The organism is Streptomyces sp. NPDC048338, from assembly GCF_043201055.1.
GTDB lineage: Bacteria > Actinomycetota > Actinomycetes > Streptomycetales > Streptomycetaceae > Streptomyces.
On sequence record NZ_JBICYQ010000008.1, the window covers coordinates 305,296 to 331,150 of the forward strand.

General features: G+C 73.3%; 15 protein-coding genes. 8 read left to right on the top strand and 7 right to left on the bottom strand.

Going from position 1 to position 25,855, the window contains the following annotated elements; translation table 11 throughout:
• Positions 1 to 180 precede the first annotated feature (180 nt).
• Positions 181 to 2,088, top strand: coding sequence for an ABC transporter ATP-binding protein (locus tag ACGFZF_RS20705; protein ID WP_393556050.1), 1,908 nt, complete (start codon positions 181 to 183; stop codon positions 2,086 to 2,088).
• Positions 2,085 to 4,070, top strand: coding sequence for an ABC transporter ATP-binding protein (locus tag ACGFZF_RS20710; RefSeq protein ID WP_393556053.1), 1,986 nt, complete (start codon positions 2,085 to 2,087; stop codon positions 4,068 to 4,070). The genes ACGFZF_RS20705 and ACGFZF_RS20710 overlap by 4 nt, the downstream gene beginning before the upstream one ends.
• Before the next feature lie 97 nt (positions 4,071 to 4,167).
• Here ACGFZF_RS20710 and ACGFZF_RS20715 read toward each other — a convergent pair whose 3' ends face one another.
• Entirely contained in the window at positions 4,168 to 5,700 is a 1,533-nt protein-coding gene (locus ACGFZF_RS20715; RefSeq protein ID WP_393556055.1) for an MFS transporter, read from the bottom strand.
• Positions 5,701 to 5,827: 127 nt separating this feature from the next.
• Here ACGFZF_RS20715 and ACGFZF_RS20720 point away from each other — a divergent pair, with 127 nt between their 5' ends.
• Both ACGFZF_RS20720 and ACGFZF_RS20725 read left to right on the top strand, forming a co-directional pair.
• A complete protein-coding gene (locus ACGFZF_RS20720; protein WP_393556057.1) occupies positions 5,828 to 6,721 on the top strand; it encodes a TetR/AcrR family transcriptional regulator C-terminal domain-containing protein in 894 nt (297 codons plus the stop codon).
• 202 nt (positions 6,722 to 6,923) lie between these two features.
• Positions 6,924 to 8,951, top strand: a complete 2,028-nt coding sequence (locus ACGFZF_RS20725; protein ID WP_393556059.1) for a M4 family metallopeptidase — start codon at positions 6,924 to 6,926, stop codon at positions 8,949 to 8,951.
• A 98-nt stretch (positions 8,952 to 9,049) separates the two neighbouring features.
• Here ACGFZF_RS20725 and glgP read toward each other — a convergent pair whose 3' ends face one another.
• The 6 genes from glgP to ACGFZF_RS20755 all read right to left on the bottom strand — a co-directional run bounded on the left by glgP (position 9,050) and on the right by ACGFZF_RS20755 (position 18,906).
• A complete protein-coding gene (glgP, locus tag ACGFZF_RS20730; RefSeq protein ID WP_393556061.1) occupies positions 9,050 to 11,632 on the bottom strand; it encodes an alpha-glucan family phosphorylase in 2,583 nt (860 codons plus the stop codon).
• Positions 11,633 to 11,772: 140 nt separating this feature from the next.
• Positions 11,773 to 13,338: an FAD-dependent monooxygenase gene (locus ACGFZF_RS20735; protein ID WP_393556062.1), complete on the bottom strand. Its 1,566-nt coding sequence runs from the start codon at positions 13,336 to 13,338 to the stop codon at positions 11,773 to 11,775.
• Positions 13,339 to 13,349: 11 nt separating this feature from the next.
• Positions 13,350 to 14,507, bottom strand: a complete 1,158-nt coding sequence (locus tag ACGFZF_RS20740; protein ID WP_393556064.1) for a monodechloroaminopyrrolnitrin synthase PrnB family protein — start codon at positions 14,505 to 14,507, stop codon at positions 13,350 to 13,352.
• Positions 14,508 to 14,638: 131 nt separating this feature from the next.
• Positions 14,639 to 16,063, bottom strand: a complete 1,425-nt coding sequence (locus ACGFZF_RS20745) for an MFS transporter (protein WP_393556066.1) — start codon at positions 16,061 to 16,063, stop codon at positions 14,639 to 14,641.
• A 169-nt stretch (positions 16,064 to 16,232) separates the two neighbouring features.
• Positions 16,233 to 17,663 (bottom strand): 4-hydroxyphenylacetate 3-hydroxylase family protein, encoded by a 1,431-nt coding sequence (locus ACGFZF_RS20750; RefSeq protein WP_393556068.1) that lies wholly within the window; start codon positions 17,661 to 17,663, stop codon positions 16,233 to 16,235.
• Between the two features lie 169 nt (positions 17,664 to 17,832).
• Positions 17,833 to 18,906, bottom strand: coding sequence for an AraC family transcriptional regulator (locus ACGFZF_RS20755; RefSeq protein ID WP_356608589.1), 1,074 nt, complete (start codon positions 18,904 to 18,906; stop codon positions 17,833 to 17,835).
• A gap of 116 nt (positions 18,907 to 19,022) precedes the next feature.
• On the opposite strand from ACGFZF_RS20755, the gene ACGFZF_RS20760 reads away from it, so the two are divergent.
• From ACGFZF_RS20760 to ACGFZF_RS20775, 4 genes are all read left to right on the top strand, one after another.
• Entirely contained in the window at positions 19,023 to 19,964 is a 942-nt protein-coding gene (locus ACGFZF_RS20760) for an SDR family oxidoreductase (RefSeq protein WP_393556071.1), read from the top strand.
• Positions 19,965 to 20,318: 354 nt separating this feature from the next.
• Entirely contained in the window at positions 20,319 to 22,313 is a 1,995-nt protein-coding gene (locus ACGFZF_RS20765) for an alpha-1,4-glucan--maltose-1-phosphate maltosyltransferase (protein ID WP_393556073.1), read from the top strand.
• A complete protein-coding gene (gene treS / locus ACGFZF_RS20770) occupies positions 22,310 to 24,037 on the top strand; it encodes a maltose alpha-D-glucosyltransferase (protein WP_356608595.1) in 1,728 nt (575 codons plus the stop codon). The genes ACGFZF_RS20765 and treS overlap by 4 nt, the downstream gene beginning before the upstream one ends.
• A gap of 225 nt (positions 24,038 to 24,262) precedes the next feature.
• Complete coding sequence (locus ACGFZF_RS20775) at positions 24,263 to 25,612, top strand: maltokinase (RefSeq protein ID WP_393556075.1); 1,350 nt, start codon at positions 24,263 to 24,265, stop codon at positions 25,610 to 25,612.
• The last annotated feature ends 243 nt before the right edge of the window (positions 25,613 to 25,855 follow it).

Genomic DNA, 25,855 nt, shown 5'->3' on the forward strand with positions numbered 1-25,855 from the left:
GTGGCCGGGGGCGTGCCCGGCGGGCATCGGCCGTCCCGCTCGAATCGCGGTCAACCGATCGGTTGACCGCGCCTACGACTCCGGGGCGCCGCGGGCCGGGCGGGGGCGGGGGGCGGACAGCGCGCCGGGCGAGAAAAACCGGATGAGTGTTGTCAGTGGTGAACCCTAGGCTCGGACCTGATGCCCGGAGAAGATGCAGTTGCCAAGGATTCCCCCGACCGATCGGCCGTGCGGACGCTGTCGCGTCTGTGGCCCTATGTGCGACCGGTGCGGGTGCGCTGGTTCGCCGCCGCCGTCGTCGCGATAGTCGCCTCCTGTCTGTCGCTGGTCATCCCGCTCGTCCTGAAGTGGATGGTGGACGGGCCCGTGGCGGAGGGCGATCCGGGCGGCGTGTGGCTCGGCGCGCTGTACCTGCTCCTCCTCGGGATCGCGGAGGCGGTGCTCTTCGGCTTCCGGCGCTGGCTGGTGGCCCGGCCGCTGGCCGGGGTCGAGGCGGGGATGCGGGCCGACCTGTACCGGCACCTGCAACGGCTGCCGATCGCCTTCCACGACCGGTGGGCCTCGGGGCAGCTGCTCTCCCGCGGTACCACCGACCTGATGCTGGTCCGGATGTTCCTGGCCTTCCCGCTGACCTTCCTGCTGGTCAACGGCGTGACGATCCTGGCCGGCTACGTCCTGCTGCTGGGCCAGGACTGGACCCTGGGCCTGGTGCTGCTCACCCCCGTCGTCCCGCTCGTGATCCTCTGCTCGCTCTTCGAGAACCGGTACGCGGTCGTCGCCCGCCGGTCCCAGGACCAGGTCGGCGATCTCACCACGGTCGTGGAGGAGAGCGTGCTCGGCATCCGGATCGTCAAGGGCTTCGGCCGCCACCGCAGCCAGGCGCTGGCCTTCCGGGACCTGGCCGAGCGGCTGCGCGGAACGGAGCTGGTCAAGGCCCGGCTGCTGGCCGGGATCTGGGCGCTCATCACCGTCATCCCCGAACTCGCCATCGGCGCCGCCCTCGTCCTGGGCGTCGTCCAGGTCGCGGACGGCGAGCTGTCGGCGGGCACGCTGGTGGCCTTCCTGTCGACCGCGCTCGCGCTCCGCTGGCCGGTGGAGTCGATCGGCTTCCTGCTGGCGATGAGCCAGGAGGCGGCGACCGCGACCGAGCGGTACTTCGAGGTGATGGACGAGCCCGAGGAGACCTCGCCGACGGCGGACGCCATGGCGCGGGCCGCGACGGCCGCCAGGGAGGCGTCCCCGCCCCGTGACGGGGTGCGGTTCGAGAACGTCTCCTTCCGTTACCCGGACGCCCCGGCCGACGCGCCCGCCGTGCTCGACGGGATCGACCTGCACATCCGGCCCGGCGAGACCCTCGCCCTGGTCGGCGGCACCGGCTGCGGAAAGACGACGCTCACCGCGCTCGTACCGCGCCTGCACGACGCCACCGGGGGCCGCATCCTCCTCGACGGCGAGGACATCACGCTCATGCCGCGCGAACGGCTGCGCGAACTGGTCTCGGTGGCCTTCGAGGAGCCGACCCTCTTCTCGGCGAGCGTCGGCGAGAACGTCCTGATGGGAGCGGGGAACGCGGCCGGCGGACCGGAGCTGCGGCGGGCGCTCGGCGTGGCCCAGGCCGAGGGCTTCGTCGACGCGCTGCCCGAGGGCGCCGCGACCCAGGTCGGCGAACAGGGTCTGAGCCTGTCGGGCGGTCAGCGCCAGCGCCTCGCCCTGGCCCGCGCCGTGGTCGGCAGGCCCCGCTTCCTGGTGCTGGACGACCCGCTCTCCGCGCTGGACGTGCACACCGAGGCCCTGGTGGAGGCGGCGCTGCGCGAGGTCCTGCGCGACACGACGGCGCTGGTCGTGGCGCACCGCCCGTCGACGGTCATGCTCGCCGACCGGGTGGCGCTCCTGTCGGAGGGCCGGATCGCGGCGGTGGGCACCCATCAGGAACTGCTGCGCGCACACGCCGAGTACGCCTGGCTGATGTCCGGCGCGGAGCCCGGGCCGGGCGCGTTCGGCCCGCCCGACATGCACGACGATCACGACGACGGCGCCGGCGACCGGAACGCGGGCGGCCGGCACGCGGAAGGGAGCACGCGGCGATGACGGAGCCGACGACCGCGACGCCGGAGACGGCCACCCCGGGCACCGGGACTCCCGGCGCCCCGACGCCGCCGGAGCCCGGTCCGCCGGCGGGCCGGGCGGCCGGGACCGCGGCGCCTCCCGGGACCACCCCGGCCACCGGTACCACCTCGACCACCGGGACCCCGCCATCCGGCGCCGGGGGCGAGGACGGCGACCCGTTCGACCGGGACGACCTGCCCTCGGCCGCCGGCGCGACCGGGGCGCTGCTGCGCTCCCTGCTGGCCGCCCACCGGGCCCGGGTGGCCGTCGCCGCGCTGGTCCTGCTCCTCCAGCAGGCCGCCGTGCAGGCCGGACCCCTGCTCGTCGCGTACGCCATCGACCGCGGCGTGCCCGCCTTCCGCGCGGGCGACCACGGCCCGGTCGTGGCCGTCGCCGTCGGCTACCTGCTCTGCGCGGCCGGGGCGGGGCTGCTCCAGTACGTCTTCGTCCGCGCCGCCGCCCGGATCAACCAGGACGTGCTGCTGGACCTGCGCGGGCGGATCTTCCGTCACGCCCAGGCGCTGAGCGTCGACTTCCACGAGCGGTACACCTCGGGCCGGCTCATCTCCCGCTCCACCACGGACGTGGAGTCGCTGCGCGAGCTGCTGTCCGAGGGACTGCAGGAACTGATCGCCGTCGTCCTCGCCTTCGTCTACATCTCGGCGATGCTGCTCTGGCTGGATCTGGGCATCGGAGCGGTGGCCGTCGCCTCCTTCGTGCCGCTGTACCTGCTCGTTCGGCTCTACCAGCGGCGCGCGGCCCTCGTGTTCGACGAGCGGTCGACGGCCATCGCCGGGGTGATCGTCAAGTTCGCCGAGACGATGAACGGCATCCGGCCGGTCCGTGCCTTCCGGCGGGAGCGGGCCAACGACGGCGAGTTCGCGGTCCTCAACCACCGGCACGAGCGGAGCAACGGCGACGCGCTCCTGGAGATGGCCCGGTACGTCGTCGGCTCGCGGCTCGTCGCGAACACGGCGGTGGCCGGAATGTGTCTCTGGGGGGCCTACCGGGTCGCCGGGGGGACCCTGGCGCTCGGCGTGCTCGCGGCGGCCGTACTGTACATGCGCCGGCTGTACGACCCGATCGACCGGCTCGGCATGTTCCTGAACTCCTACCAGTCGGCCGCCGCCTCCCTCGGCAAGATCGCCGGGCTGCTGGCCCAGGAGCCCGGCGTGCCCGAGGCCGTGGCGCCGCGCGCGCTGCCGGCCGCCCGGGCCGGGACCCCGGGCCGGGAAGTCGTCTTCGAGGGCGTGCGGTTCGCCTACCGGACGGGTGGCGAGGTGCTGCCACGCTTCGACCTTACGATCCCGGCGGGGCAGACGGTCGCCGTGGTCGGGTCCACGGGCGCGGGCAAGTCCACGCTCGCCAAGCTCCTCGCCCGCTTCTACGACCCGACCGAGGGCCGGGTGCTGCTCGACGGGGTCGACCTCACCGAGCTGGCCACGCCCGAACTGCGGCGGGGCGTCGTGATGGTGACCCAGGAGGCGTTCCTGTTCTCCGGGACGGTCGCCGAGAACATCGCGATCGGGCGGCCGGACGCGACGCGGGAGGAGATCGAGCAGGCGGCGAAGGCGATCGGCGCGCACGACTTCATCGCGGGACTGCCGGACGGCTACGACACGGACGTCCGCAAGCGGGGCGGCCGGATCTCGGCGGGCCAGCGCCAGTTGGTGGCCTTCGCGCGGGCGCTGCTCGCCGACCCGGCCGTGCTGATCCTGGACGAGGCGACCAGTTCGCTGGACGTGCCGGGGGAACGGGCCGTGCAGCGGGCGATGGACACCGTCCTCGCCGGCCGGACGGCGGTGGTCATCGCCCACCGCCTGTCCACGGTCGAGATCGCGGACCGGGTGCTCGTGATGGAGTCGGGACGGGTGGTGGAGGACGGCACGCCGGCCGCGCTGGTGGGGGGCGAGGGCCGCTTCGCGACCCTCCACCGCGCCTGGCGCGACAGCCTGGTGGGCTGAGGTAGGGCACCCGTCCCCGGGCGCCCGGGTCCGCGTGCTCCGGGAGGCCGCTCCGGGACGCCCGCCCGGACCCGGTGCCCGGCGCACTGCCGCGCTGTCACGGGGCCTGCCGGCCCCGCAGCAGCGTCAGGGCGACCGCCGCCGCCGCGACCGCGACCACCGCCGCGCCCGTCGCGGCCCCGTTCAGCGCCGATGCGAAGGCGGACCGCGCCGCCTCCAGGACGGGCCCCGGTGAGGCCACGGCGCCGCCGAGGGTCTCGCGCGCGGCGGCCGGGGCGGAGGACGGCATGGCGTTCGTGTAGATCGCCGCGCCGATCGATCCCAGGATCGCCATCCCGAGTGCGCCGCCGAGCTCCTGTCCGGATTCGAGTACCGCCGCCGCCGAGCCCGCGCGCTCCGGCGGAGCCGCGCCCAGGGCGAGTTCGTTGGCCAGCGTCATGGCGGTGACGAGCCCGGCCGCGTAGACCGCGGACGCGACGAGCAGGACCCACAGGGGGGTGGCGCGGCCGATCACCGCGAGCCCTCCGAAGCCCGCCGCCGCGACGAGGAAACCGCCGCCCATCACGAAGGCCCGGTCCACGCTCCGGGCCAGCGCGGCGCCCGTCGGCGCGGCGACCATGACGCCCAGCGAGGGCACCAGACTCCACAGGGCCGCCTCGAACGGGCTCTGGCCGAGGACGGACTGGAGGTACTGGGTGAGGAAGACGGCGAAGCCGACGATCGCGACCATGGCGAGCAGGTTGGCCAGCACCGAGCCGCCGTACGCGCGCCGGCGGACCAGCTTCAGGTCGACCATGGGGTGTTCGAGGCGGGCCTGGCGGCGGACGAAGACCAGCGCGAGCAGCAGTCCGAGCACGATCCCGGCCGCCGGCAGGGGCTGCCGCACGTCCTTGGCGAGCTCCTTGACGCCGTGGATCAGCGGCAGCAGCGCGGCCAGCGACAGCAGGGCGCTGACCAGGTCGAAGCGGCCGTGCGCCGTACCCCTGGAGCTCGGCAGCAGCAGCGGTCCGAGAACCAGCAGCAGCGCCATCGCGGGCAGGTTGACCAGGAAGACCGAGCCCCACCAGAAGTGCTCGACGAGTGCCCCGCTGACGACGGGACCGAGCGAGATCCCGCTCGCCATCACGGCCGTCCACAGGGTGACCGCCTTGGCCCGCTGCGCCGCGTCGCGGAAGAGGGTGCGGATCAGGGCGAGCGTGGACGGCATCAGGCAGGCGCCGGCGACGCCGAGGAGAGCGCGGGCAGCGATGAGGGTGGCCGGGCTGTGGGCGTACGCGGCGGCCAGCGAGGCGACACCGAAGAGCGCCGCGCCCGCGAGGAGCAGCCGGCGGCGGCCGACGCGGTCCCCCAGGGCGCCCATGGTGATGAGGAGTCCGGCGAGCACGAAGCCGTACATGTCGAGGATCCACAGCTGGGCGGTGGCTCCGGGCCGCAGGTCGGCGCTGATGGCGGGGATGGCGAAGTAGAGGACGGAGACGTCCATGGAGACCAGGAGCAGGGGCAGCATCAGCACGCCGAGGGCGGTCCATTCGCGGCGGCCGGCGCGGTCGCCGGTCGTGTCGGGACCGGTGGCCGGGGTGGGGTCGGTGGGCTCGGCGGGCTCGGTGGTCCGAGGCGGGGTGAGCGTCATACGGGGAGCGAAGCAGCCCTCTCGCGTACACCGCCCTCCCCGCCCTAGTGCACCCCTGCCACACCTCGCATCGGCGCAGCTCAGGAGGGTGTACGGGGCATCAGCCGCACTAGTACACTCGCCGCCCGTGACGACGCCGCCGCCCTACCTCGCCATCGCCGCCGAACTCCGCCGCCGGATCCGGTCCGGCGCCCTCGGCCCGGGTGACCGCGTCCCGTCCACCCGGGCGATCACCCGCGAGTGGGGGGTGGCGATGGCGACGGCCACGAAGGCGCTGGCCGTGCTGCGCCAGGAGGGCCTGGTCCGTCCGGAGCCGGGCGTGGGGACGGTCGTGACCTCGCCCGCCGCGCCACCGGCCGCGCTCAGCCGCGAACGGATCGTCCGGGCGGCCCTCGAACTCGCCGACGTCGAGGGGCTGTCGGCGCTGAGCATGCGCCGGGTGGCGACCGCCCTGTCGACGTCGACGATGGCGCTGTACCGCCATGTCCCGGGCAAGGGCGAGCTGGTGCGGCTGATGAGCGACGCGGCCTGCGCCGAGGTGCCGTTGGGGCCGGTTCCGGACGACTGGCGTACGGGCCTGGAGAGGGCGGCCCGCTGGATGTGGCAGGTCCACACCCGGCACCGCTGGATGGCGCCGGCGATGGCCGCCATCACCAGGCCGATCGCCTCGCCGCACGCGATGGCCTACACGGAGTGGGTGCTGACCGCGCTGCGCCCGACGCCGCTGAGCCCCTTCGACAAGCTGCACGTCCACCTGATGATCTTCTCGTTCGTCCAGGGGCTGGCCATGGCGGCGGACCTGGAGGAACAGGCGCAGCAGGACAGCGGGATCTCGGACGGCGAGTGGATGGCTCGGAACGAGCCACGCTTCGAGGCGATCTCGGCGGCCGGTTCGTACCCTCTGCTCGACGGACTGACCGGGAGCGCGGATTTCGAGTTGAGCCTCGACACCCTCTTCGAATTCGGGCTCGGGCGAACGCTGGACGGCATCGCGATCATGATCGGGGAAACGTCCGCTTAACGAACACGACTCTGCGGGCACCGGACGATTTCCGGCCAACTTGTTGACGCGCTCCTGACAGGTGCCCGCCACTCCTGCGACTCTCTCACCGGTTGTTCGCACCATCGTTCGTGCCTCACAAGTACGCGTACCGAAGCTCTGTTTGCTCTGCCCGGTCGAGCCCACCCAGTCGGCCGGTACCCCCCTCGCAAAAGGAGTTCGCGTGAGATCCACGCCCAGCCGTCGCGCCACCGCGACCGGCGCTCTGATAGCCGCCGCAGCCATGCTCGCCGCCGGCGTGCAGACCGGCTCCGCCACCGCGGCGAACACCCCCTGGACCGTCGCGCCGAAGGCCCAGGCCGTCGGCAAGGCCAACCCCGGTGAGCTTCCGGCCGACCTCTCCCCCGCCCAGCGCACCGCGCTGATCAAGGCGGCCGACGCCGACAAGGCGGCGACCGCCAAGGCCCTCGGCCTCGGCGCCCAGGAGAAGCTCGTCGTCCGTGACGTGGTCCAGGACCGGGACGGCACGACCCACACGCGCTACGAGCGCACCTACGCGGGTCTTCCCGTCCTCGGTGGCGACCTGATCGTCGAGGAGACCAAGGCCGGCGCCACCCAGGGCGTCACCAAGGCCTCCCGCGCGGAGCTGAAGAACGTCGACACGACCGCGACGGTCGCCCCGGCCGCCGCCACCCGGCAGGCCCTCGGCGCCGCGAAGGCCGAAGGCGCCGGCAAGGCCGAGACCAACCGCGCCCCGCGCAAGGTCGTCTGGATGGCCCAGGGCGCGCCCGTCCTCGCGTACGAGACCGTCGTCGGCGGCCTCCAGCACGACGGCACCCCGAACGAGCTGCACGTCGTCACCGACGCCAAGACCGGCGGCAAGCTGTACGAGTGGCAGGCCATCGAGACCGGCACCGGCAACACGATGTACAGCGGCCAGGTGACCCTCGGCACCGCGCCCTCGTACACGCTGACCGACACCGGCCGCGGCAACCACAAGACGTACAACCTCAACGGCGGTACGTCGGGCACCGGCACGCTCTTCAGCAACACCACGGACGTGTGGGGCAACGGGACCCCGTCGAACAAGGAGACCGCGGGTGCCGACGCGCACTACGGCGCCGCGCTCACCTGGGACTACTACAAGAACGTGCACGGCCGCAGCGGCATCCGCGGTGACGGCGTCGGCGCGTACTCCCGCGTCCACTACGGCAACGCGTACGTCAACGCGTTCTGGTCGGACAGCTGCTTCTGCATGACGTACGGCGACGGCTCGGGCAACTCCAAGCCGCTGACGTCCATCGACGTGGCCGCGCACGAGATGACGCACGGCGTCACCTCCAACACCGCCGGCCTGCAGTACAGCGGCGAGTCCGGCGGCCTGAACGAGGCCACCTCGGACATCTTCGCGGCGGCCGTCGAGTTCTACGCCAACAACGCCCAGGACAAGGGCGACTACCTGGTCGGCGAGAAGATCGACATCCGCGGCAACGGCACCCCGCTGCGCTACATGGACAAGCCCAGCAAGGACGGCTCGTCCAAGGACGCCTGGTACTCCGGCATCGGCTCGATCGACGTCCACTACTCCTCGGGCCCGGCGAACCACTGGTTCTACCTGCTCTCCGAGGGCAGCGGCGCGAAGACGGTCAACGGCGTCAACTACGACTCGCCGACCTCCGACGGCCTGCCCGTCACCGGCATCGGCCGGGACAAGGCCGCGCTGATCTGGTTCAAGGCGCTCACCACCAAGTTCGGTACGACCACGAACTACGCGGGTGCCCGCACCGGCACGGTCGACGTCGCCAAGGCGCTGTACGGTGCGACCAGCCCCGAGGTCACGGCCGTCGAGAACGCCTGGGCCGCCATCAACGTGGGCACCCGTCCCGGCGGTGGCAACCCCGGCGGCACGGTCTTCGAGAACACCGCCGACGTGTCCATCCCGGACAACGGCGCCGCGGTGACCTCGACGGTCAACGTCACCGGTGTCACCGGCAACGCCCCGAGCAACCTCGCGGTCGGCGTGGACATCGTCCACACCTACCGCGGTGACCTGGTCGTCGACCTGGTCGCGCCGGACGGATCGGTCTACAGCCTGAGCAACCGCTCCGGCGGCAGCGCCGACAACATCAACCAGACCTTCACCGTGAACGCCTCCAGCGAGGTCGCCAACGGCGCCTGGAAGCTGCGCGTCCAGGACAAGGCCTCGATCGACACCGGCTACATCAACAGCTTCAAGCTGACCTTCCCGTAACCCCGGCCACGGAGTGACGGCGGTCTGACGGACGCCCGGAGGGACTCGGTCCCTCCGGGCGTCCGTGCGTGCCGGCGCCGATCGGCGCCGGCCTGCCGTCAGCGCAGCAGCACGCCCGCGTCCGGGCTCCTCGTGTCCGCCGGCAGCGTCACCAGGCCCAGCTCCGCGGACGAGGCCAGCAGCCGGTGGGCCGGCAGGACGCGGACCGTGCAGCCGAACGGGCCCGTACGGTCCAGGGTCAGCGTGCCCTCGTAGGGCCAGTGGCCCTCCAGGTCCGGGCCGCCGGCCGGCTTCAGGGCGCAGGTGCGGGCGTCGCCGATGGCGTCGTCCGCGTCGACGCGGCCCGCGACCGCCTGCACCTCGACGTCCTCCGGGCGGAGGTCGCCGAGCGCCACCCTGACCCGGACCGCGAGCGTCGCGCCGAGTTCCGCGTCACCCAGGTCCTCGCCCGCCTCGACGTGGTCGACGGCGACCTTCGGCCAGCCGGCGCGCACCCGCGCCTTCCAGTCGGCCAGGTCGCGCGCGGTGTCCGGTGCGAGGGCCCGGTGGGCCCGGGCAGCGGGCGCGTAGAGCCGCTCCACGTACTCCCGCACCATCCGGTCGGCCAGCACCTTCGGCCCGAGGCCGGAGAGGGTGCCGCGGACCATGGCCGTCCAGCGGGCCGGGACGCCGTCCGCGCCGCGGTCGTAGAAGCGGGGGGCGACCCGGCGCTCGATCAGTTCGTAGAGCGCCGCGGCCTCCACGTCGTCGCGCCGCTCCTCGTCCGCGGCCGCCGCGCCGTCCGCGGTGGGGATGGCCCAGCCGAAGTCGGGATCGAACCACTCGTCCCACCAGCCGTCCAGGACGGAGAGGTTGAGGCAGCCGTTCAGGGCGGCCTTCATCCCGCTGGTGCCGCAGGCCTCCAGGGGGCGCAGCGGGTTGTTGAGCCAGACGTCGCAGCCCGGGTACAGCCGGCGGGCCATGCCCATCCCGTAGTCGGGCAGGAAGACGATGCGGTGCCGGACCCGCGGGTCGTCGGAGAACCGCACGAGCTCCTGCACGAGCCGCTTGCCGCCGTCGTCGGCGGGGTGCGCCTTGCCGGCCACCACGAGCTGAACGGGCCGTTCCGGGTGGAGCAGCAGCGACCGCAGCCGGTCCTGGTCGCGGAGCATCAGCGTGAGCCGCTTGTACGAGGGGACGCGGCGGGCGAAGCCGATGGTGAGCACGTCCGGGTCGAGCACCGAGTCGGTCCAGCCGAGTTCGGCGTCCACGGCGCCCCGCTGGCGCCACGAGGCCCGGACCCGGTCCCGCACCTCGGCCACGAGCTGTTCGCGCAGGGTGCGGCGCAGCTCCCACAGGGCCCGGTCGTCGGGCTCGTCCCCGTCGCGGCCCGGCCCGTGCCGGCCGACCTCGGGCGCGGTCCAGGTCGGCGCGTGGACGCCGTTGGTGATCGAGGTGATCGGCACTTCGTCGGCGTCGAAGCCGGGCCACAGCCCGGCGAACATCGCCCGGCTGACGGCCCCGTGGAGGGTGGAGACGCCGTTGGCCCGCTGGGCCAGGCGCAGCCCCATGGCGGCCATGTTGAACAGGCCGGGTTCGCCGCCGAGCGGGGTCTCGTCGCCGAGGGCGAGGATCCGGCCCACGTCGACGCCGGGGAGCTCGCCGTCCTCGCCGAAGTGGCGGGCGACCTGCCCGCGGTCGAAGCGGTCGATGCCGGCGGGCACGGGGGTGTGCGTGGTGAAGACCGTCCCGGCGCGGACGGTCTCCAGTGCGGCGTCGAAGGCGAGCCCGTCGCCCGCCAGTTCGCGGATGCGTTCCAGGCCGAGGAAGCCGGCGTGGCCCTCGTTGGTGTGGAAGACCTCGGGGTCGGGGGTGCCGGTGAGCCGGCAGTAGGTGCGGACGGCGCGGACGCCGCCGATGCCGAGGAGCATCTCCTGGAGCAGCCGGTGCTCGCTGCCGCCGCCGTACAGCCGGTCGGTGACCTCGCGCTCGCCGGGCGCGTTCTCCTCGACGTCGGAGTCGAGCATGAGCAGCGGGACGCGGCCCACCTGCGCGATCCAGATGTGGGCGTGCAGGCTCCGGCCGCCGGGCAGTGCGAGGGTGACGCGGGCGGGGGTGCCGTCGGTCTCGCGCAGCAGCTCGACGGGCAGCTCGCCGGGGTCGAGGACGGGGTAGTGCTCCTGCTGCCAGCCCTCCCGGGAGAGGGACTGGCGGAAGTAGCCGTGACGGTAGAGCAGGCCGACGCCGATGAGCGGGACGCCGAGGTCGCTGGCGGCCTTGAGGTGGTCTCCGGCGAGGATGCCGAGACCGCCGGAGTACTGGGGCAGGGCGGCGGTGACGCCGAACTCGGGTGAGAAGTAGGCGAGGGAGGAGGGCAGCTCGCCGCCGGGCTCCTGGTGGAGCTGGTACCAGCGGGGAGCGTGCAGGTAGTGGTCGAGGTCCTCGGCGGCGGCCCGCAGCCGGGCCAGGAAGTCCTGGTCCGCGGCGAGGGCGGCGAGGCGGGCGGCGGAGACGGAGCCGAGCAGCCGGACGGGGTCGGTGTCCTCGCTGCGGCGACCCGGCGCGGTGCCGGGGTCGACGGAGGCGAAGAGTTCCCGGGTGGGCTCGTGCCAGGACCAGCGCAGGTTCCGCGCCAGATCGCTGAGGGGTCGAAGGGTGTCGGGGAGGACGGGGCGCACGGTGAATCGACGGATTGCCTTCACGTGTTCCACCTTCGCAGGGGAGTACGGAGCGGAGTGGACGCACCACGCTGTGCATCCGGCTGTGCACCCCACAGACGGTAGGTCACGTCGTCCTTCCGGGCCACGGCGCGCGGGGGTCGTGCCGTGGCCCGGACGGGGCGTCAGCGAGTCACGCCGACCGGGATATCGCCCGTTCGGGTGTCGTAGGGCGAGCCCTGGTTGACGGCGACGGGGTCGAAGGCGCCGGTCGCCGCGTACCGCGCGGCGATCTCGGCCAGCTCCGGGGCGGGAATCACCTGGTGGATGTCGGTGAAGCCGTGCGGGGCCCGCTGGTGCGCCAGATTGATGACGACCTCGGGGCCGAGGCGCCGGTTGGCCTGCTGGAGCGCGGTCATGGCGGGCCTGCGGGCCGCCTCGTACGCGGCGAGTCCCTCCGTGGGGTCCCGGTGCAGGGCCAGGGCGTGGGCGAGCGCGCGGGCGTCGACGACGGACTGCGTGGCCCCGTTGGAGCCGATCGGGTACATGGCGTGGGCCGCGTCGCCGATGAGGGTGGTGCGGCCGTGGCTCCACCGGTCGAGGGGGTCGCGGTCGACCATGGGGTACGCGTGGGCGGTGTCGGCGGCGCGCAGGACCTCGGGGACACTGACGCCGCCGAACTCCCAGCCCTCGTAGTGGTGCAGGAAGGAGTCGACGTCGACCGGCCGGTTCCAGTCCCCGCGGTGCCGTTCCTCCGCGCTCTCGGCGGGCCGGGCGAGGGCCCAGTTGACGAGGACCTCGTCGTCCGGGCCGGAGGGGCTGGTCATCGGGTAGACGACGGCCTTCTGGCGGTCGTCGCCGGCGATGAACATGAAGGATCCGACGGCGCGGGCCGGCAGGCGCGAGACGCCGCGCCAGACCAGCGTGCCGTTCCAGGGCGGGCTGCCCTCAGCGGGGTTGAGCGCGGCGCGGACGGTGGAGCGGATGCCGTCGGCGCCGATCAGCACGTCGGGTTCGAGGGAGGCCCGGCCGCGGGTGGCGCCGTCGCGGTGCTCCAGCTGGATGCGCGGGCGGCCGTCGGGCAGGATCTCGACTCCGGTCACCCGGACGCCGGTGACCAGGGCCGCCGGGCCGAGCCGTTCGCGTACCGCGTCGGCGAGGACCTGCTGGAGCCGGCCGCGGTGGACGGACAGCTGGGGCCAGCGGTAGCCGGCGCCGAGTCCGCGCGGTTCGCGGGAGATCAGGGCTCCGCAGCGGTGGTAGTAGCGCAGTTCCCGGGTGCGCAGGGCGCCGGCTTCGAGGCGGCTCTGGAGGCCCAGCGCGTCGAGTTCGCGGACGGCGTTCGGCATGAGGTTGAGGCCGGCGCCGACCGGGAGGCTGGTGCGGACCGACTCGACGACGGTGACCCGGCCGAATCCCGCGGCGTGCAGGGCGAGCGCGGCGGTCAGGCCGGCTATGCCGCCGCCGGCCACGACGATGTGCAGGAGTCCGAGGCCGGGCAGGTCGCGCCCGCCGTCCGGCAGGACGTCGTGCAGCCCGTCGTGGATCACGTCGTGCGGTCCGCCGCGCAGGACGTCGTGCGGTCCGCCGCGCAGGACACCGTGCAGCCCGTCGTCCGGTCCTCCGTGCGGCCCGTCCGCCGTGCGGATCGGGTCCGTCGGGCCGGGCAGGTCTGTCAGGTCGATCGCGGCGGGACCCGGCACATCTGTCAGGTCCGGCAGCAGACGCGGGTAGGGGGTGCGGAGGTTCATCGGGTTCTCCTTCAGACCGCCGACGAGCCGGCACGGGCAGCGGGCGCGCCGGACCGGGGCCCTGGGCGCCCGCTCGTGGCCTGGCGCACCAGGGTCTCGTTGTCGCGGGTCAGGTCCAGGATGGAGCGGAGCAGGGCGACGGGCGCACCACCGCTGCCCTCCTCGTACAGCCGGAGGTCGTCGCTGTACGCCTTGCGGGCGATGACGATGTGGCGGGCGCGGAAGGTCTTGAGGATCTTCAGGACCCGGCCGAGCGCGAGCGCGGAGGCGGCCAGCTCCCGGGGCAGCCGTTCGGCGTTCTCCCAACTGAGGGCCGCCGAGAGCTTGCTGACGGCGGAGACACCACCGGCGTACTGCTCGTGGAACTCGCGCCAGGACGGCAGGCTGTACGGCAGCGACTCAGCGAGGAAGGTGTCGTAGGCGGCGTCCGAGCGGTCGCACTGCCACAGCGTCAGGTCGACCAGCCAGAGCGGGACCTGGGCGGCGGCGGGACCGAGGTAGGAGCGCCCGGCGACGTCGACCTCCTCGAAGTAGGGGCGCAGGGTCAGCGCGAAGAACTCCGGGGAGATGTTCGAGGCGGTGAAGTCGATGGAGTCGACGATCGACCGGACGTGGTGGGCGGTCCGGTCGAGGGCGGTGGCGAAGCCGGGGTCGTACGGTTCGAGGCAGGCGACCCGCGCGCAGGTGTCGAGGGCGGCGACGAGGCCGGGGAACGCCATCCGGACGGCTTCCTGGAGGTCCGTCTCCATGGGGTGGCCGGTGTAGGTCCGCCGGCGCGGGCCGGCCGGGTTCCAGGTGGTGTAGTGGTGCACGGTGTCACGGGGCACCATGTCGGTCCGCCGGCCGAGCAGTTCGAGGATCGGCACGACGTCGGGGACGGCCTCGGCGGGCTGGACGCCGTGACGTTTCAGCGAACCGAGCACGATGCCGAGGTCGCGCATGGCGGCGAGCGCGGCCACCACGTTCCACTCGGCGGCCCGGTCGTGGTCCGGCAGGAGGGTGCGCAGCGCCACCGTGAGCGCGGCGACGTCGGCGTCGGCGTTCATCGCGGGCAGCGCGGCCAGGAGGGCGTCGGCGCCCAGCGGGTCGGCGGCGCATATGTCGGCGATGCGGTAACGCGGGTCCCCACGTTCTTCGAGACCGGGCGCGACGAGGTCGTACAGGGTCAACGGAATGCCCCTCTGTGTTTTGTTGGACTCGGTCCGCCGCGGGGGCGCCCGGTGGGTGCGGCGACGCTCGGTCTCCGCACCCGCGCGCCCCGCGGCTCACGCGCCGAGGTCACATGCGGTCACCCACGTGGTCACCGTGGGTCGGACACCCTGTCCCGGGGCCTGGGCGCCGGGGCGGGGGCGGGCAGGCGGAGCCGTGCCGCGAGCAGCGCGGCCGACGCGGCGAAGGCGGCGCCGACGAGCAGCGCGGCCCGGAATCCGGGGGTCTGGGCCGCGGCGGCTTCGGTGCGGCCGGCGGCGATCGCCACCAGGACGGCGAGACCGAGCACCGCGCCGAACTGCTGGCTGGTGTTGACCAGCCCGGAGGCGATTCCGGTCTCCTCGGGGCCGGCCTCGGCGGTGGCGGCCACGTTGGTGGTGACCATGACCAGCGGCAGCGCGACGCCGAGAAGCAGGCTCGGTGCGAGGACGGTGGTGGCGAAGGTGCCGTCGGGGTCCAGCGCGAGGGCCAGCCACAGGGTGCCGGCGCACAGCAGCACGAAGCCGAGCACCATGGTCCGGGTCAGGCCGATCCGGAAGATGAGCCGGCCGGTCTGCGGGGCGACCGCGACGACGACCACCGACAGGGGCAGCAGGCCGAGCCCGCCGCCCAGCGGCCCGTACCCGAGGACGCTCTGCAGGTAGAGGCTGACCAGGAAGAACATCGGGAACATCGCCATCTGGCCGAGGGCACCGAGGGTGTTGGCCAGACGCAGGGCCGGGCGGGTGAGCACGGCCGGTGGGACGAGCGGGACGGCGGTGCGCGCCTCGATGACGGCGAAGGCGGCGAGCAGGGCGAGGCCCGCGCCGCCCGTGCCGAGGGTCCGGCCGGAGAGCCATCCGGAGTCGCCGGCGCCGACGAGCGCGTACGCGACGAAGCCGAGCCCGGCGGTGGCCGTCAGGGCCCCGGCGAGATCGAAGCCACCGGGAGCGGGCACGCGCGGGCGGGCGGCGGCCGGGGGCAGGACGCGCGGCGCCAGCACGCCGAGCAGGACGGCGACGCCCACGTTGAGCCAGAACGTGGAGCGCCAGCCGAGGAGGTCGGTGAGGACCCCGCCGAGCACGGTCCCGAGCACGCCGCCGAGCCCGCCCATCGCGGCGAAGGCGCCGAGCGCCCGGTGGCGGGCGGGTCCGTCGGGGAAGAGGACGAGGAGCAGGGCGAACGCGGCCGAGGCGGCGAGGGCGGCCCCGGCCCCCTGGACGGCCCGGGCGGCGACCAGCACGTCCGGGTGCGGGGCGAGGGCGCCGGCGGCGGAGGCCGCGGCGAGCAGCCCGAGGCCGGCGAGGTGGAGCGTGCGGTGGCCGAGCAGGTCGGCGGCCCGTCCGCCGAGCAGCAGGAGCCCGCCGAAGGTGATGAGGTACGCGTTGGCCACCCACGACAGGCCGGCCGAGCCCGCGCCGAGGTCGTCCCCGACGGAGGGCAGCGCGACGTTGACGATCGCGGTGTCCAGGATCAGCAGCAACTGCGTGGCGGCGAGCAGGACGAGCGCGCCGCGCGAGGATCGCCCGCCGCTCACCGCGCGCCTCCGCGGACCGGCGGGCGGGGGCCGGGGCCGGCGGTGGTCTCGGGCCGGCGCGGCCGCCCGCGGGCCGGCCGGTCCCCGGGGGTCCCGGTGGCGGGGCGCCGGGCGCCGGCGGGACCGGCCCGCCGGGTGGCCCGCCGCCCCGCCCGGGGCGCCCGTGGCCTCACCGCGTGGTCCCGAGGTCGTAGCCGTCCAGACAGGCCTGGGCGAGCGACGTGCAGTCGTCGGCCGCGCCCGCCCAGGTCTGCATCGTGAGGTAGACGTGCGGGGCGCCCTGGTAGAAGCGCTCGTACTGCTCGTGGCGGCCGGCGAACTCCGAGCCGAGCGCGTCCCAGGCGAGCTTGAGCAGCTTGAGGCGGTCCTCCGCCGGGTGGCCGGGGGTACGGAAGTACCGGTGGACGAGGGGTCCCAGTTCGGGGTGGAGCAGATCGCGGCCGGAGGCGGGCTGCTGGATGATCGCCCCGCCCGCGAGCAGCTTGATGTCCTGGACGGCCCGGGGATACAGCTCGCCCGCCATGATCCGCTGGGCGAAGGAGATCTCCTGCCCGGGCCGGACGCCGCCCCGCCCCTCGTCGACCGGCTCCCACGACGCCTCCGCCGCGAGCACGAAGGCCTTGGCCTGGGCGACCATGCCGAGGAGCCGGCCGATCGCCTGGGTGACGGCCGGCACCCCGTCGGTGCCGTTCGAGCGTGCGACGAGGATGGCCAGGCCGGTGAGGAACTCCAGTTTGGTCCAGAAGCGGGTCGCCGACTGGTGCACGAAGTTCAGGTACGCGGGGGTGCGCCACCACATCGCGGCGGTCGCGTCCACGTCCCGGTACGTCAGCACCCGCTCCCAGGGGACGAACACGTCCTCGCACACGAGCATCGCGTCGTTCTCGTCGTAGCGGGCGGACAGCGGCTGGTCGAAGACGGAGCGCGCGCCCGCCTCGTAGGAGGTCCGCGAGATCAGCCGGAGTCCGGGCGTGTCCGCCCTGATCGAGAAGCTCAGCGCGCGTGCGGTGTGCTCGGGGGCGAGTGGTTCGATCGTGCCGACGAGGATCTCGTCGGCGAACACCGCACCGGTGCCGATGGTCTTGGCCCCGCGGACGACGATGCCGTCGTCGCGCTCCGCCACGACCCGCACCGTCAGGTCGTCCTCGCCCTGTCCGGAGGCCGGGTCGGTGAGGGTGAAGGCGCAGTGGAGGTCGCCCTCGGCGAGCCTGCGGTGGTACGCGAGGGCGTTCGCGGCCCCGTCGAAGCCGTCGGTGGTGAAGACCCCGGGCAGGGCGGCGAACCCGGCCGCGCCGGAGGCCATGTAGTCGGGGGTGCGGCCCAGGAAGCCGTAACCGGCCTCCGCCCACACCTTGTACGCCCGTCGGCGGGCGACCAGGTCCTCGTACGAGCGGGGCACGGCGTACGCCCGGTGCACCCCGCCCTGGACGAGCAGCGGGGTGTGCGGGGAGTCGTGGGCGAGGTCGTAGAGCCCGGCGAAGGAGGCCGCGGTGGCCCGGAAGGCGGGATGCGTGGTGACGTCCTTGATCCGCTCGCCGTCGAGCCAGATCTCGCGCCCGTCACGCAGCGCCTCCAGATACTCGTGCCCGGACCTCGTCACCGCTTGTCGCCTCTCATCCTGTGCCGCCGCTGTTGCCGTCCCGAGCCTGTCCGGCCCGGGGCACCCGGGCAATGAACGTCCGTCCAGCGGTCCTTAAGAACCGGCCAGCCGAATGCGGCGAATGCGGTTTTCGTACCGCATCGGGCGTGGCCGGACGGGGCGGCGGCCGTCAGGCGGCGTGGTCGTAGCCGGAGCGGTACTCCCCCGGAGTCATCCCGAACCACTTGCGGAAGGCCAGGTGGAAGCCGACCGCGCTCTGGTAGCCGACGCGCGGCGGCACGGCGGACTGCGGGATCGAGGTCTCGGTGAGCAGCCGGGCCGCCTCCTGCATCCGCCGTCCGGTGAGGTGCCGGGCGGGGGCCTCGCCGACGAGCTCACGGAAGGCCGCGGTGAAGGCCGAGCGGGACATGCCGACCTCGCGGGCCAGGGACTCGATCGTCCACGGTTCGGCGTACCGGGTGGCGATCATCACCATCGCGCGGCTGATGCCGGGATGGCGCAGCACGGGCAGGGTGGCGGGGTTGTCGGCGAGTTCGCGCAGCAGCGGGCGGAGCGCGAGCACCAGGGCCATCTCGAAGGCGCGCAGGGTGATGAGACGGTCCCCGGGGCCGACGGGCCGGTCGGGCGCGGCCAGCAGCCGCAGGGTGTCGCGCAGCAGCGGTTCGCGGTCGACCTGCGCGCCGTCGAGGACGAGTGCCCAGGGCAGCGAGGTGTAGAGGCCGGTGGCGGCGCTGGCGTCGTAGTGGAGTCCGGCGCAGAGCAGCCGGCTGACGGCCCCGTCGCCCGATATGACGATCTCGCCCGAGGTGCCGGGCTGGCGCTCGGGGAGGACGGCCTTGAGCGGCACGCCCTGGCGGTCGGGCCGGTCGGAGAGCCGGTGGGCGATGCCGGTGGGAAAGACGATCAGGTCGCCGGCGTGCAGCTCCAGCGGCGCCTGGCCGTCGCCGGTGATCCAGCAGCCGCCCTCGACGATGTAGTGCAGGACGGCACAGCTCTGCTCGGCGTCGCCCTCGATGGCCCACGGGGCACGGACGTGCCAGCGGCTGTCGAAGACCCCGGTGAGCCGGAGCGGTTTCAGCAGTTCGCTGAGCAGGTCGTCCCGTTCTTCGTCGCAGCGGTCCCCGCGCCGTTCCTCGCACGGGGTGCGGCGGCGTTCCCGGCCCTGCTCGCGGGGCTGGTCGGTGCCCCACTCGTCGCGCTGGTCCTCACGTCGGTCGTCACGATCGGTTCGCACGTTTTCCATGGACGATCCTTCAACTTCCGCCCCGGTTTGTTAATTGAACGGCCGAAGCCGCCGCCGCCAGCCTGAGAGTGCCGTCACGGCAGCCGTCACAGCCTATCGAAGGGCCCTTCACACACATGTCCAGTCACATTCCGATGCGGGTCGCCGTCGTGGGAGCGACCGGTTTCCAGGGCGGCGCGGTGGCTCGCCTGCTGACCGAGCGGCACCACAAGGTGCGTACCCTGACCCGGCGTCCGGCCGGCGACCGTCCGCCGCTGCCGGGCGCCTCCTTCGTCGCGGGCGACCTGGCGAGGCCCGCCGACGTCCGCCGGCTCTTCGACGGCATGACGCACGCCTCGGTCGTGCTGCCGCTGGTGTACGAGCCGGAACGCGTCCGCCTGTACGCCCGGAACATCGCGCACGCGGCCGTCGAGGCGGGCGTCGTGCGGATGGTCTACAACTCCAACACCCGTATCCCGCAGGGCCCGACGTCCGTGGCCGCGTTCGAGACGCGGCGGATCGCCGAGGAGGTGTTCCGGGAGAGCGGGATCCCGCTGGTCGTCGTCCGGCCGCCGGTGTACCTGGACAACCTCTTCTCGCCGTGGAACGGCCCCGCCCTGGTCGACGAGGGCGTCCTCGCCTATCCGCTGCCGGCGTCCGCGCCGACGGCCTGGCTCTCGCACCGGGACCTGGCGGGGGCGGTGCTCGCCGCGCTGACCACGGACGGCCTGGAGGGGCGGACGTTCGACATCGGCGGCGCGCACTCGCTGACGGGCGCGGAGCTGGCCGCCGCGTTCGGCCGGGGGCTCGGCAGGTCGGTGCAGTACCTGCCGCTGCCGCCCGACGTCTTCGAGCGCGGCCTGGCCCGGCTCCTGGGGCCGGCCGCGGCGGCCGGAGTCGCGGGGATCTACCACTACATGGCGACGGGCGCCGACCCGCTGCTGCTCGCGGACGACGACGGGGTCTCCGCTGAGGTCCTCGCGGTGGAGCCGGCCCCGGTGGACGAGTGGGTCATGCGTCAGCCGTGGCAGGTGTGGTCCAGCGACACGGAGGAGCAGTCGGCCTCCCCGCAGGGCTGACGCGGACGCGCCGGAACGCCGCGACCCGGTACACCCCGCGCGCCGGACACCGCGCGCCGCACCCGCACTTCCGCGCGCCCCCGGCCCACCGGCCCCGCCCCACAAGGACGGGGCCGGTTTCTTGTGGGCGCCGTGTGCTTGTCCGCACGGCTACGTCCTAGTAGTTAACAAAGCGCCGGATTGCCCACCCGAATCCAGTGGAAGGCTCCTCCGGTACAGCCCGTAGATCCGCCATCCGAGTGAACGCGGACAGGAGCGGCCATGCCCGCAACCCGCCAGCCGTCCACGGAGCTACAAAGAGCGCACAACCACCCGCACCCCCGTAACCCCTCAGGTGATGCTGTGAATCCGCTCATGGGACGTATTCCCGTACTGGACGTCCGCCCGCTGGTCGACTGCGGTCGCCGGCCCGCGAAGGCGGTGGTCGGAGAGACCTTCGAAGTGTCGGCCACCGTCTTCCGCGAGGGCCACGACGCCGTCGCCGCCAACGTCGTCCTGCGCGGCCCCTCGGGCCGCCCCGGACCCTGGACCCCGATGCGCGAGCTCGCGCCCGGCACCGACCGGTGGGGCGCCGAGGTCACGCCGGACGCCGAGGGCCCGTGGACGTACACCGTCGAGGCGTGGAGCGATCCGCTCGCGACCTGGCGCCACCACGCGAAGATCAAGATTCCGGCCGGGATCGACACCGAACTGGTCCTCTCCGAGGGCGCGGAGCTCCACGAGCGCGCCGCCAAGGGCGTCCCCAAGAAGGGCGGCGGACGGGAGGCCGTGCTCGCCGCGGCCGACGCGCTGCGCGACGGGTCCCGGCCCGCCGCGGCCCGCCTGGCCGCCGCGCTCGCCCCGCGCGTGACCGGGACGCTCGACCGTCACCCGCTGCGCGAACTGCTCAGCGCCTCGCCCGCGTTGCCGGTCCAGGTGGAGCGCGAGCGGGCGCTGTTCGGCAGTTGGTACGAGTTCTTCCCGCGCTCGGAGGGCGTGAAGAAGGTCCGGGGCCGGACCGTTCCGGGGACGTTCCGCACCGCGGCCGAACGGCTGCCCGCGATCGCGGCGATGGGCTTCGACGTCGTCTACCTGCCGCCCATCCACCCGATCGGCACCACCCATCGCAAGGGCCCCAACAACTCGCTCTCCGCGAGCCCCCAGGACGTCGGCGTGCCGTGGGCGATCGGTTCGCCGGAGGGCGGCCACGACGCGGTCCACCCGGACCTGGGCACGATCGAGGACTTCGACGCCTTCGTGGCCCGGGCCCGCGAACTGCGGCTGGAGATCGCGCTGGACTTCGCGCTCCAGTGCTCGCCCGACCACCCGTGGGTGGAGAAGCACCCGGAATGGTTCCGCCATCGCCCGGACGGCTCGATCGCGTACGCCGAGAACCCGCCGAAGAAGTACCAGGACATCTACCCCATCGACTTCGACGCGGCCAGCGACGACATGGACGGGATCGTCGCCGAGACCGTGCGGGTCCTGCGGCACTGGATGGACCACGGCGTCCGGATCTTCCGCGTCGACAACCCGCACACCAAGCCGGTGGTGTTCTGGGAGCGGGTCATCGGCGAGATCAACCGGGCGGACCCGGACGTGATCTTCCTGGCCGAGGCGTTCACCCGGCCGGCGATGATGCGCACGCTCGGCGCGGTCGGCTTCCAGCAGTCCTACACGTACTTCACCTGGCGCAACACCAAGCAGGAGCTGACGGAGTACCTCACCGAGCTGTCCGGGGACGCGGCCGCGCACATGCGGCCCAACCTCTTCGTGAACACCCCCGACATCCTGCACGCCTACCTCCAGGGCGGCGGCCGGCCGGCCTTCGAGGTGCGTGCGGTGCTCGCCGCGACCCTCTCGCCCACCTGGGGCGTCTACGCCGGCTACGAGCTGTGCGAGAACACCGCGCTGCGGGACGGCAGCGAGGAGTACCTGGATTCGGAGAAGTACCAACTGCGGCCCCGTGACTGGGAGTCGGCGGAGCGGTCGGGGGCGTCGATCGCCCCGCTGATCACGACGCTGAACCGGGTCAGGCGCCGGCACCCGGCCCTGCGCCGGCTGCGCGGCCTGCACTTCCACGCCACCGACAACGACGCGGTGATCGCGTACAGCAAGCGCTCGGGCTCGAACACGGTTCTGGTGGTCGCAAATCTCGACCCTCACCACACCCAGGAGGCCACGGTCTCGTTGAACATGCCGGAACTCGGCCTCGACTGGCACGAGACCGTACCGGTGCGCGACGAGCTCACCGGCGAGACCTATCACTGGGGCAGGGCCAGCTATGTGCGCCTCGAGCCGGGTGTCACGCCCGCGCACGTCCTCGTCCTGCGACCGTCCCCGCAGACCGGAGGGTCACCCATCTCATGACTGTCAACGAGCCCGTCCCCGACACCTTCGAGGACACCCCCGCCAAGGACCGTGATCCCGACTGGTTCAAGCGGGCGGTGTTCTACGAGGTCCTCGTCCGTTCCTTCCAGGACAGCAACGGCGACGGCGTCGGCGATCTCAAGGGCATCACGTCCAAGCTGGACTACCTCCAGTGGCTGGGGGTGGACTGCCTCTGGCTGCCGCCGTTCTTCAAGTCCCCGCTCCGGGACGGCGGCTACGACGTCTCCGACTACACGTCGGTGCTGCCCGAGTTCGGCGACCTGGCCGACTTCGTGGAGTTCGTGGACGCGGCGCACCAGCGCGGCATGCGCGTCATCATCGACTTCGTCATGAACCACACCAGCGACCAGCACCCGTGGTTCCAGGAGTCCCGTTCCGACCCGGACGGGCCCTACGGCGACTACTACGTCTGGGCCGACGACGACAAGCAGTACCAGGACGCCCGGATCATCTTCGTCGACACCGAGACGTCGAACTGGACCTTCGACCCGGTGCGCAAGCAGTACTACTGGCACCGCTTCTTCTCGCACCAGCCGGACCTCAACTACGAGAACCCGGCCGTGCAGGAGGAGATCCTGTCCGCGCTGAAGTTCTGGCTGGACCTCGGGATCGACGGCTTCCGGCTGGACGCGGTCCCGTACCTGTACCAGCAGGAGGGCACCAACTGCGAGAACCTCCCGGCGACCCACGGCTTCCTCAAGCGGGTCCGCAAGGAGATCGACGACCACTACCCCGACACGGTGCTGCTCGCCGAGGCGAACCAGTGGCCGGAGGACGTCGTCGACTACTTCGGCGACTTCACCGCGGGCGGCGACGAGTGCCACATGGCGTTCCACTTCCCCGTGATGCCGCGCATCTTCATGGCCGTGCGGCGCGAGTCCCGTACCCCGGTCTCCGAGATCCTGGCCAAGACCCCGGCGATCCCGGACGGCTGCCAGTGGGGCATCTTCCTGCGCAACCACGACGAGCTGACGCTCGAGATGGTCACGGACGAAGAGCGCGACTACATGTACGCGGAGTACGCCAAGGACCCCCGGATGCGGGCCAACATCGGCATCCGCCGGAGGCTGGCACCCCTGCTCGACAACGACCGCAAGCAGATGGAGCTGTTCACCGCGCTGCTGTTCTCGCTCCCCGGTTCGCCGGTGCTGTACTACGGCGACGAGATCGGGATGGGCGACAACATCTGGCTCGGCGACCGCGACGGGGTGCGCACCCCGATGCAGTGGACACCCGACCGGAACGCAGGCTTCTCGTCCTGCGACCCGGGCCGGCTGACCCTGCCGGCCATCATGGATCCGGTCCACGGCTACCAGGTCACCAACGTGGAGTCGGGGATGGCCTCGCCGTCCTCGCTGCTGCACTGGACGAAGCGGATGATCGAGATCCGTAAGCAGAACCGGGCCTTCGGGCTCGGCTCCTACACGGAGCTGCCCTCGTCCAATCCGGCCGTGCTCGCCTTCCTGCGGGAGTCCGCCCCCGAGGAGGGGATGGACGCCGATCTGGTCCTGTGCGTGAACAACTTCTCGCGGTTCGCGCAGCCGACGGAGCTCGATCTCCGCCAGTTCGAGGGAATGCATCCGGTCGAACTGATCGGCCAGGTGCGCTTCCCGCCCATCGGCCAGTGGCCGTATCTGCTCACTCTCGCAGGTCACGGCTTCTACTGGTTCCGCCTGAAGAAGAGCCGCCGCGCGATCGGCTGATCACCGACCGTCAACTGACCGGGGTGGGGCGGGTTTCCCCCGCGCCACCCTGGGCACTGTGTCCCACACACGGTCGATTCAGGTCCATACGGGCCTTCTTGTCGGGCCCATACGGATCTTCCCCACCCGACACGTCCCGCACAGCCGGACAGTTCATGCTGCAATCCGGGACACTCTGCGCATTTGAACTCCCACGTGCGCCCCCCGGGGAAAGGACGCGATGCCATGCCGGAGACCGCATCCACCACCCGGGCCCCGGCCGCCCTCCTTCCGTCACTCGCTCCCCTGCTCCATGAATGGCTGCCACGGCAGCGCTGGTTCGCGGGCAAGGGCCGCCGGGTCACCGGATTCACCTTGGAAGCGGCCACCGAGCTGCTGCCGCTGGACGGCGCGGGACCCGGTCTACTGCACCTGCTGCTACGGGTCGAACAGCCCGGACGCCCGGCCGGTCAACCCGCCGACTGCTATCAACTGCTGCTCGGTGTCAGGACCCAACTGCCGCCACGCCTGGCCCCCGCCCTGATCGGGCGGATCCGGCAGGGGCCCCTGGCCGGCCGGGCCGTCTACGAAGGGCTGCGCGACCCGCGGCTCGCCGGACTGCTCTACGAACGACTGCGCACCCCGGGCCGGATCGGTCCGCTGCGCTTCTGCGGCACCGCCGCCCTGCCCGCCTCGCCGGCCCCCCGGGTGCTGGACGCGGAGCAGTCCAACTCCTCCCTGGTGTACGGCGACTCGTACATCCTGAAGATCTTCCGCCGGGTCAGTCCCGGCGCCAACCCCGACCTGGAGCTGCCGCTCGCGCTGGCCCGGGCGGGCTGCGAGCGGGTGCCCGAGCCGGTCGCCTGGTTCGAGTCGGGCGCCAGCACGCTCGGGGTGCTCCAGCCGTACCTGCGGGACTCCCGCGACGGCTGGCGGCTGGCGCTGGACGCGCTGGCCGAGGAGCGCGAGTTCACCGAGGAGGCGCACGCGCTCGGCCGGGCCACGGCCGAGGTGCACCTCGCCCTGGCGACCGCGCTGCCCACCGAGCGGCTGCGTCGGACCGAGACCGAGCACCTGGCCCGGGAGATGGACCAGCGCCTGGCCTCCGCCGCCCAGGCGGTGCCGGCGCTGCTGCCGTACGTCCCGGGGCTCCGGGCCGTCTTCGCGGCGGCCGGCGGCACGGTCGGGGCCGGGCAGCTCCAGCGGATCCACGGCGACCTCCACCTGGGGCAGACGCTGCGGTCCGCGGACGGCGGCTGGGCGGTGATCGACTTCGAGGGGGAGCCCGCGAAGCCGCTCACCGAGCGCTGCCGCCCGCAGCCCGCGGTCCGGGACGTCGCGGGCATGCTCCGCTCCTTCGACTACGCGGCCCGCACCCACCGGCCGTGGAACGCGGACTGGGCGGCCCGCTGCCGGGACGCGTACTGCGCGGGCTACGCGGCCGCCTCCGGGACCGACCCCCGCGCGGATCCGGCGCTGCTGCGCGCCTACGAGACGGACAAGGCGGTCTACGAGGTCCTCTACGAGGCCCGCAACCGGCCGGACTGGCTGCCGGTGCCGATGGCCGCCATCCATCGTCTGGCGGGGGCGGAGTGACGGCGCACCCGCGTCACCTCCCGACCGTGCCGCCCGGCCGGGCGGGACGGCCCCGCACCCCGCGGCCGGTTCCCTCCCCCGGCCGGTCCGCGCCGCCCCCGAGGATCCCCCGTTCGGCGCACCGCACGGCGCGGCGCCGGGCGGACCGGGGCCCGGACCGGGACGCGATGCCCATTCGGCGGAGTGTCCTGTGCGGCGCGGCCGCCGTTGCGGTTGCGTGGGAACCGCCGCATCTCCCTCACC

Bases quoted from the DNA above. Each gene is read 5' to 3' on its own strand.
- ACGFZF_RS20705 (WP_393556050.1), top strand. From the start codon at position 181: ATGCCCGGAGAAGATGCAGTTGCCAAGGATTCCCCCGACCGATCGGCC.
- ACGFZF_RS20710 (WP_393556053.1), top strand. From the start codon at position 2,085: ATGACGGAGCCGACGACCGCGACGCCGGAGACGGCCACCCCGGGCACC.
- ACGFZF_RS20715 (WP_393556055.1), bottom strand. From the start codon at position 5,700: ATGACGCTCACCCCGCCTCGGACCACCGAGCCCGCCGAGCCCACCGAC.
- ACGFZF_RS20735 (WP_393556062.1), bottom strand. From the start codon at position 13,338: ATGAACCTCCGCACCCCCTACCCGCGTCTGCTGCCGGACCTGACAGAT.
- ACGFZF_RS20755 (WP_356608589.1), bottom strand. From the start codon at position 18,906: ATGGAAAACGTGCGAACCGATCGTGACGACCGACGTGAGGACCAGCGC.
- ACGFZF_RS20760 (WP_393556071.1), top strand. From the start codon at position 19,023: ATGTCCAGTCACATTCCGATGCGGGTCGCCGTCGTGGGAGCGACCGGT.
- ACGFZF_RS20765 (WP_393556073.1), top strand. From the start codon at position 20,319: ATGGGACGTATTCCCGTACTGGACGTCCGCCCGCTGGTCGACTGCGGT.
- treS (WP_356608595.1), top strand. From the start codon at position 22,310: ATGACTGTCAACGAGCCCGTCCCCGACACCTTCGAGGACACCCCCGCC.
- ACGFZF_RS20775 (WP_393556075.1), top strand. From the start codon at position 24,263: ATGCCGGAGACCGCATCCACCACCCGGGCCCCGGCCGCCCTCCTTCCG.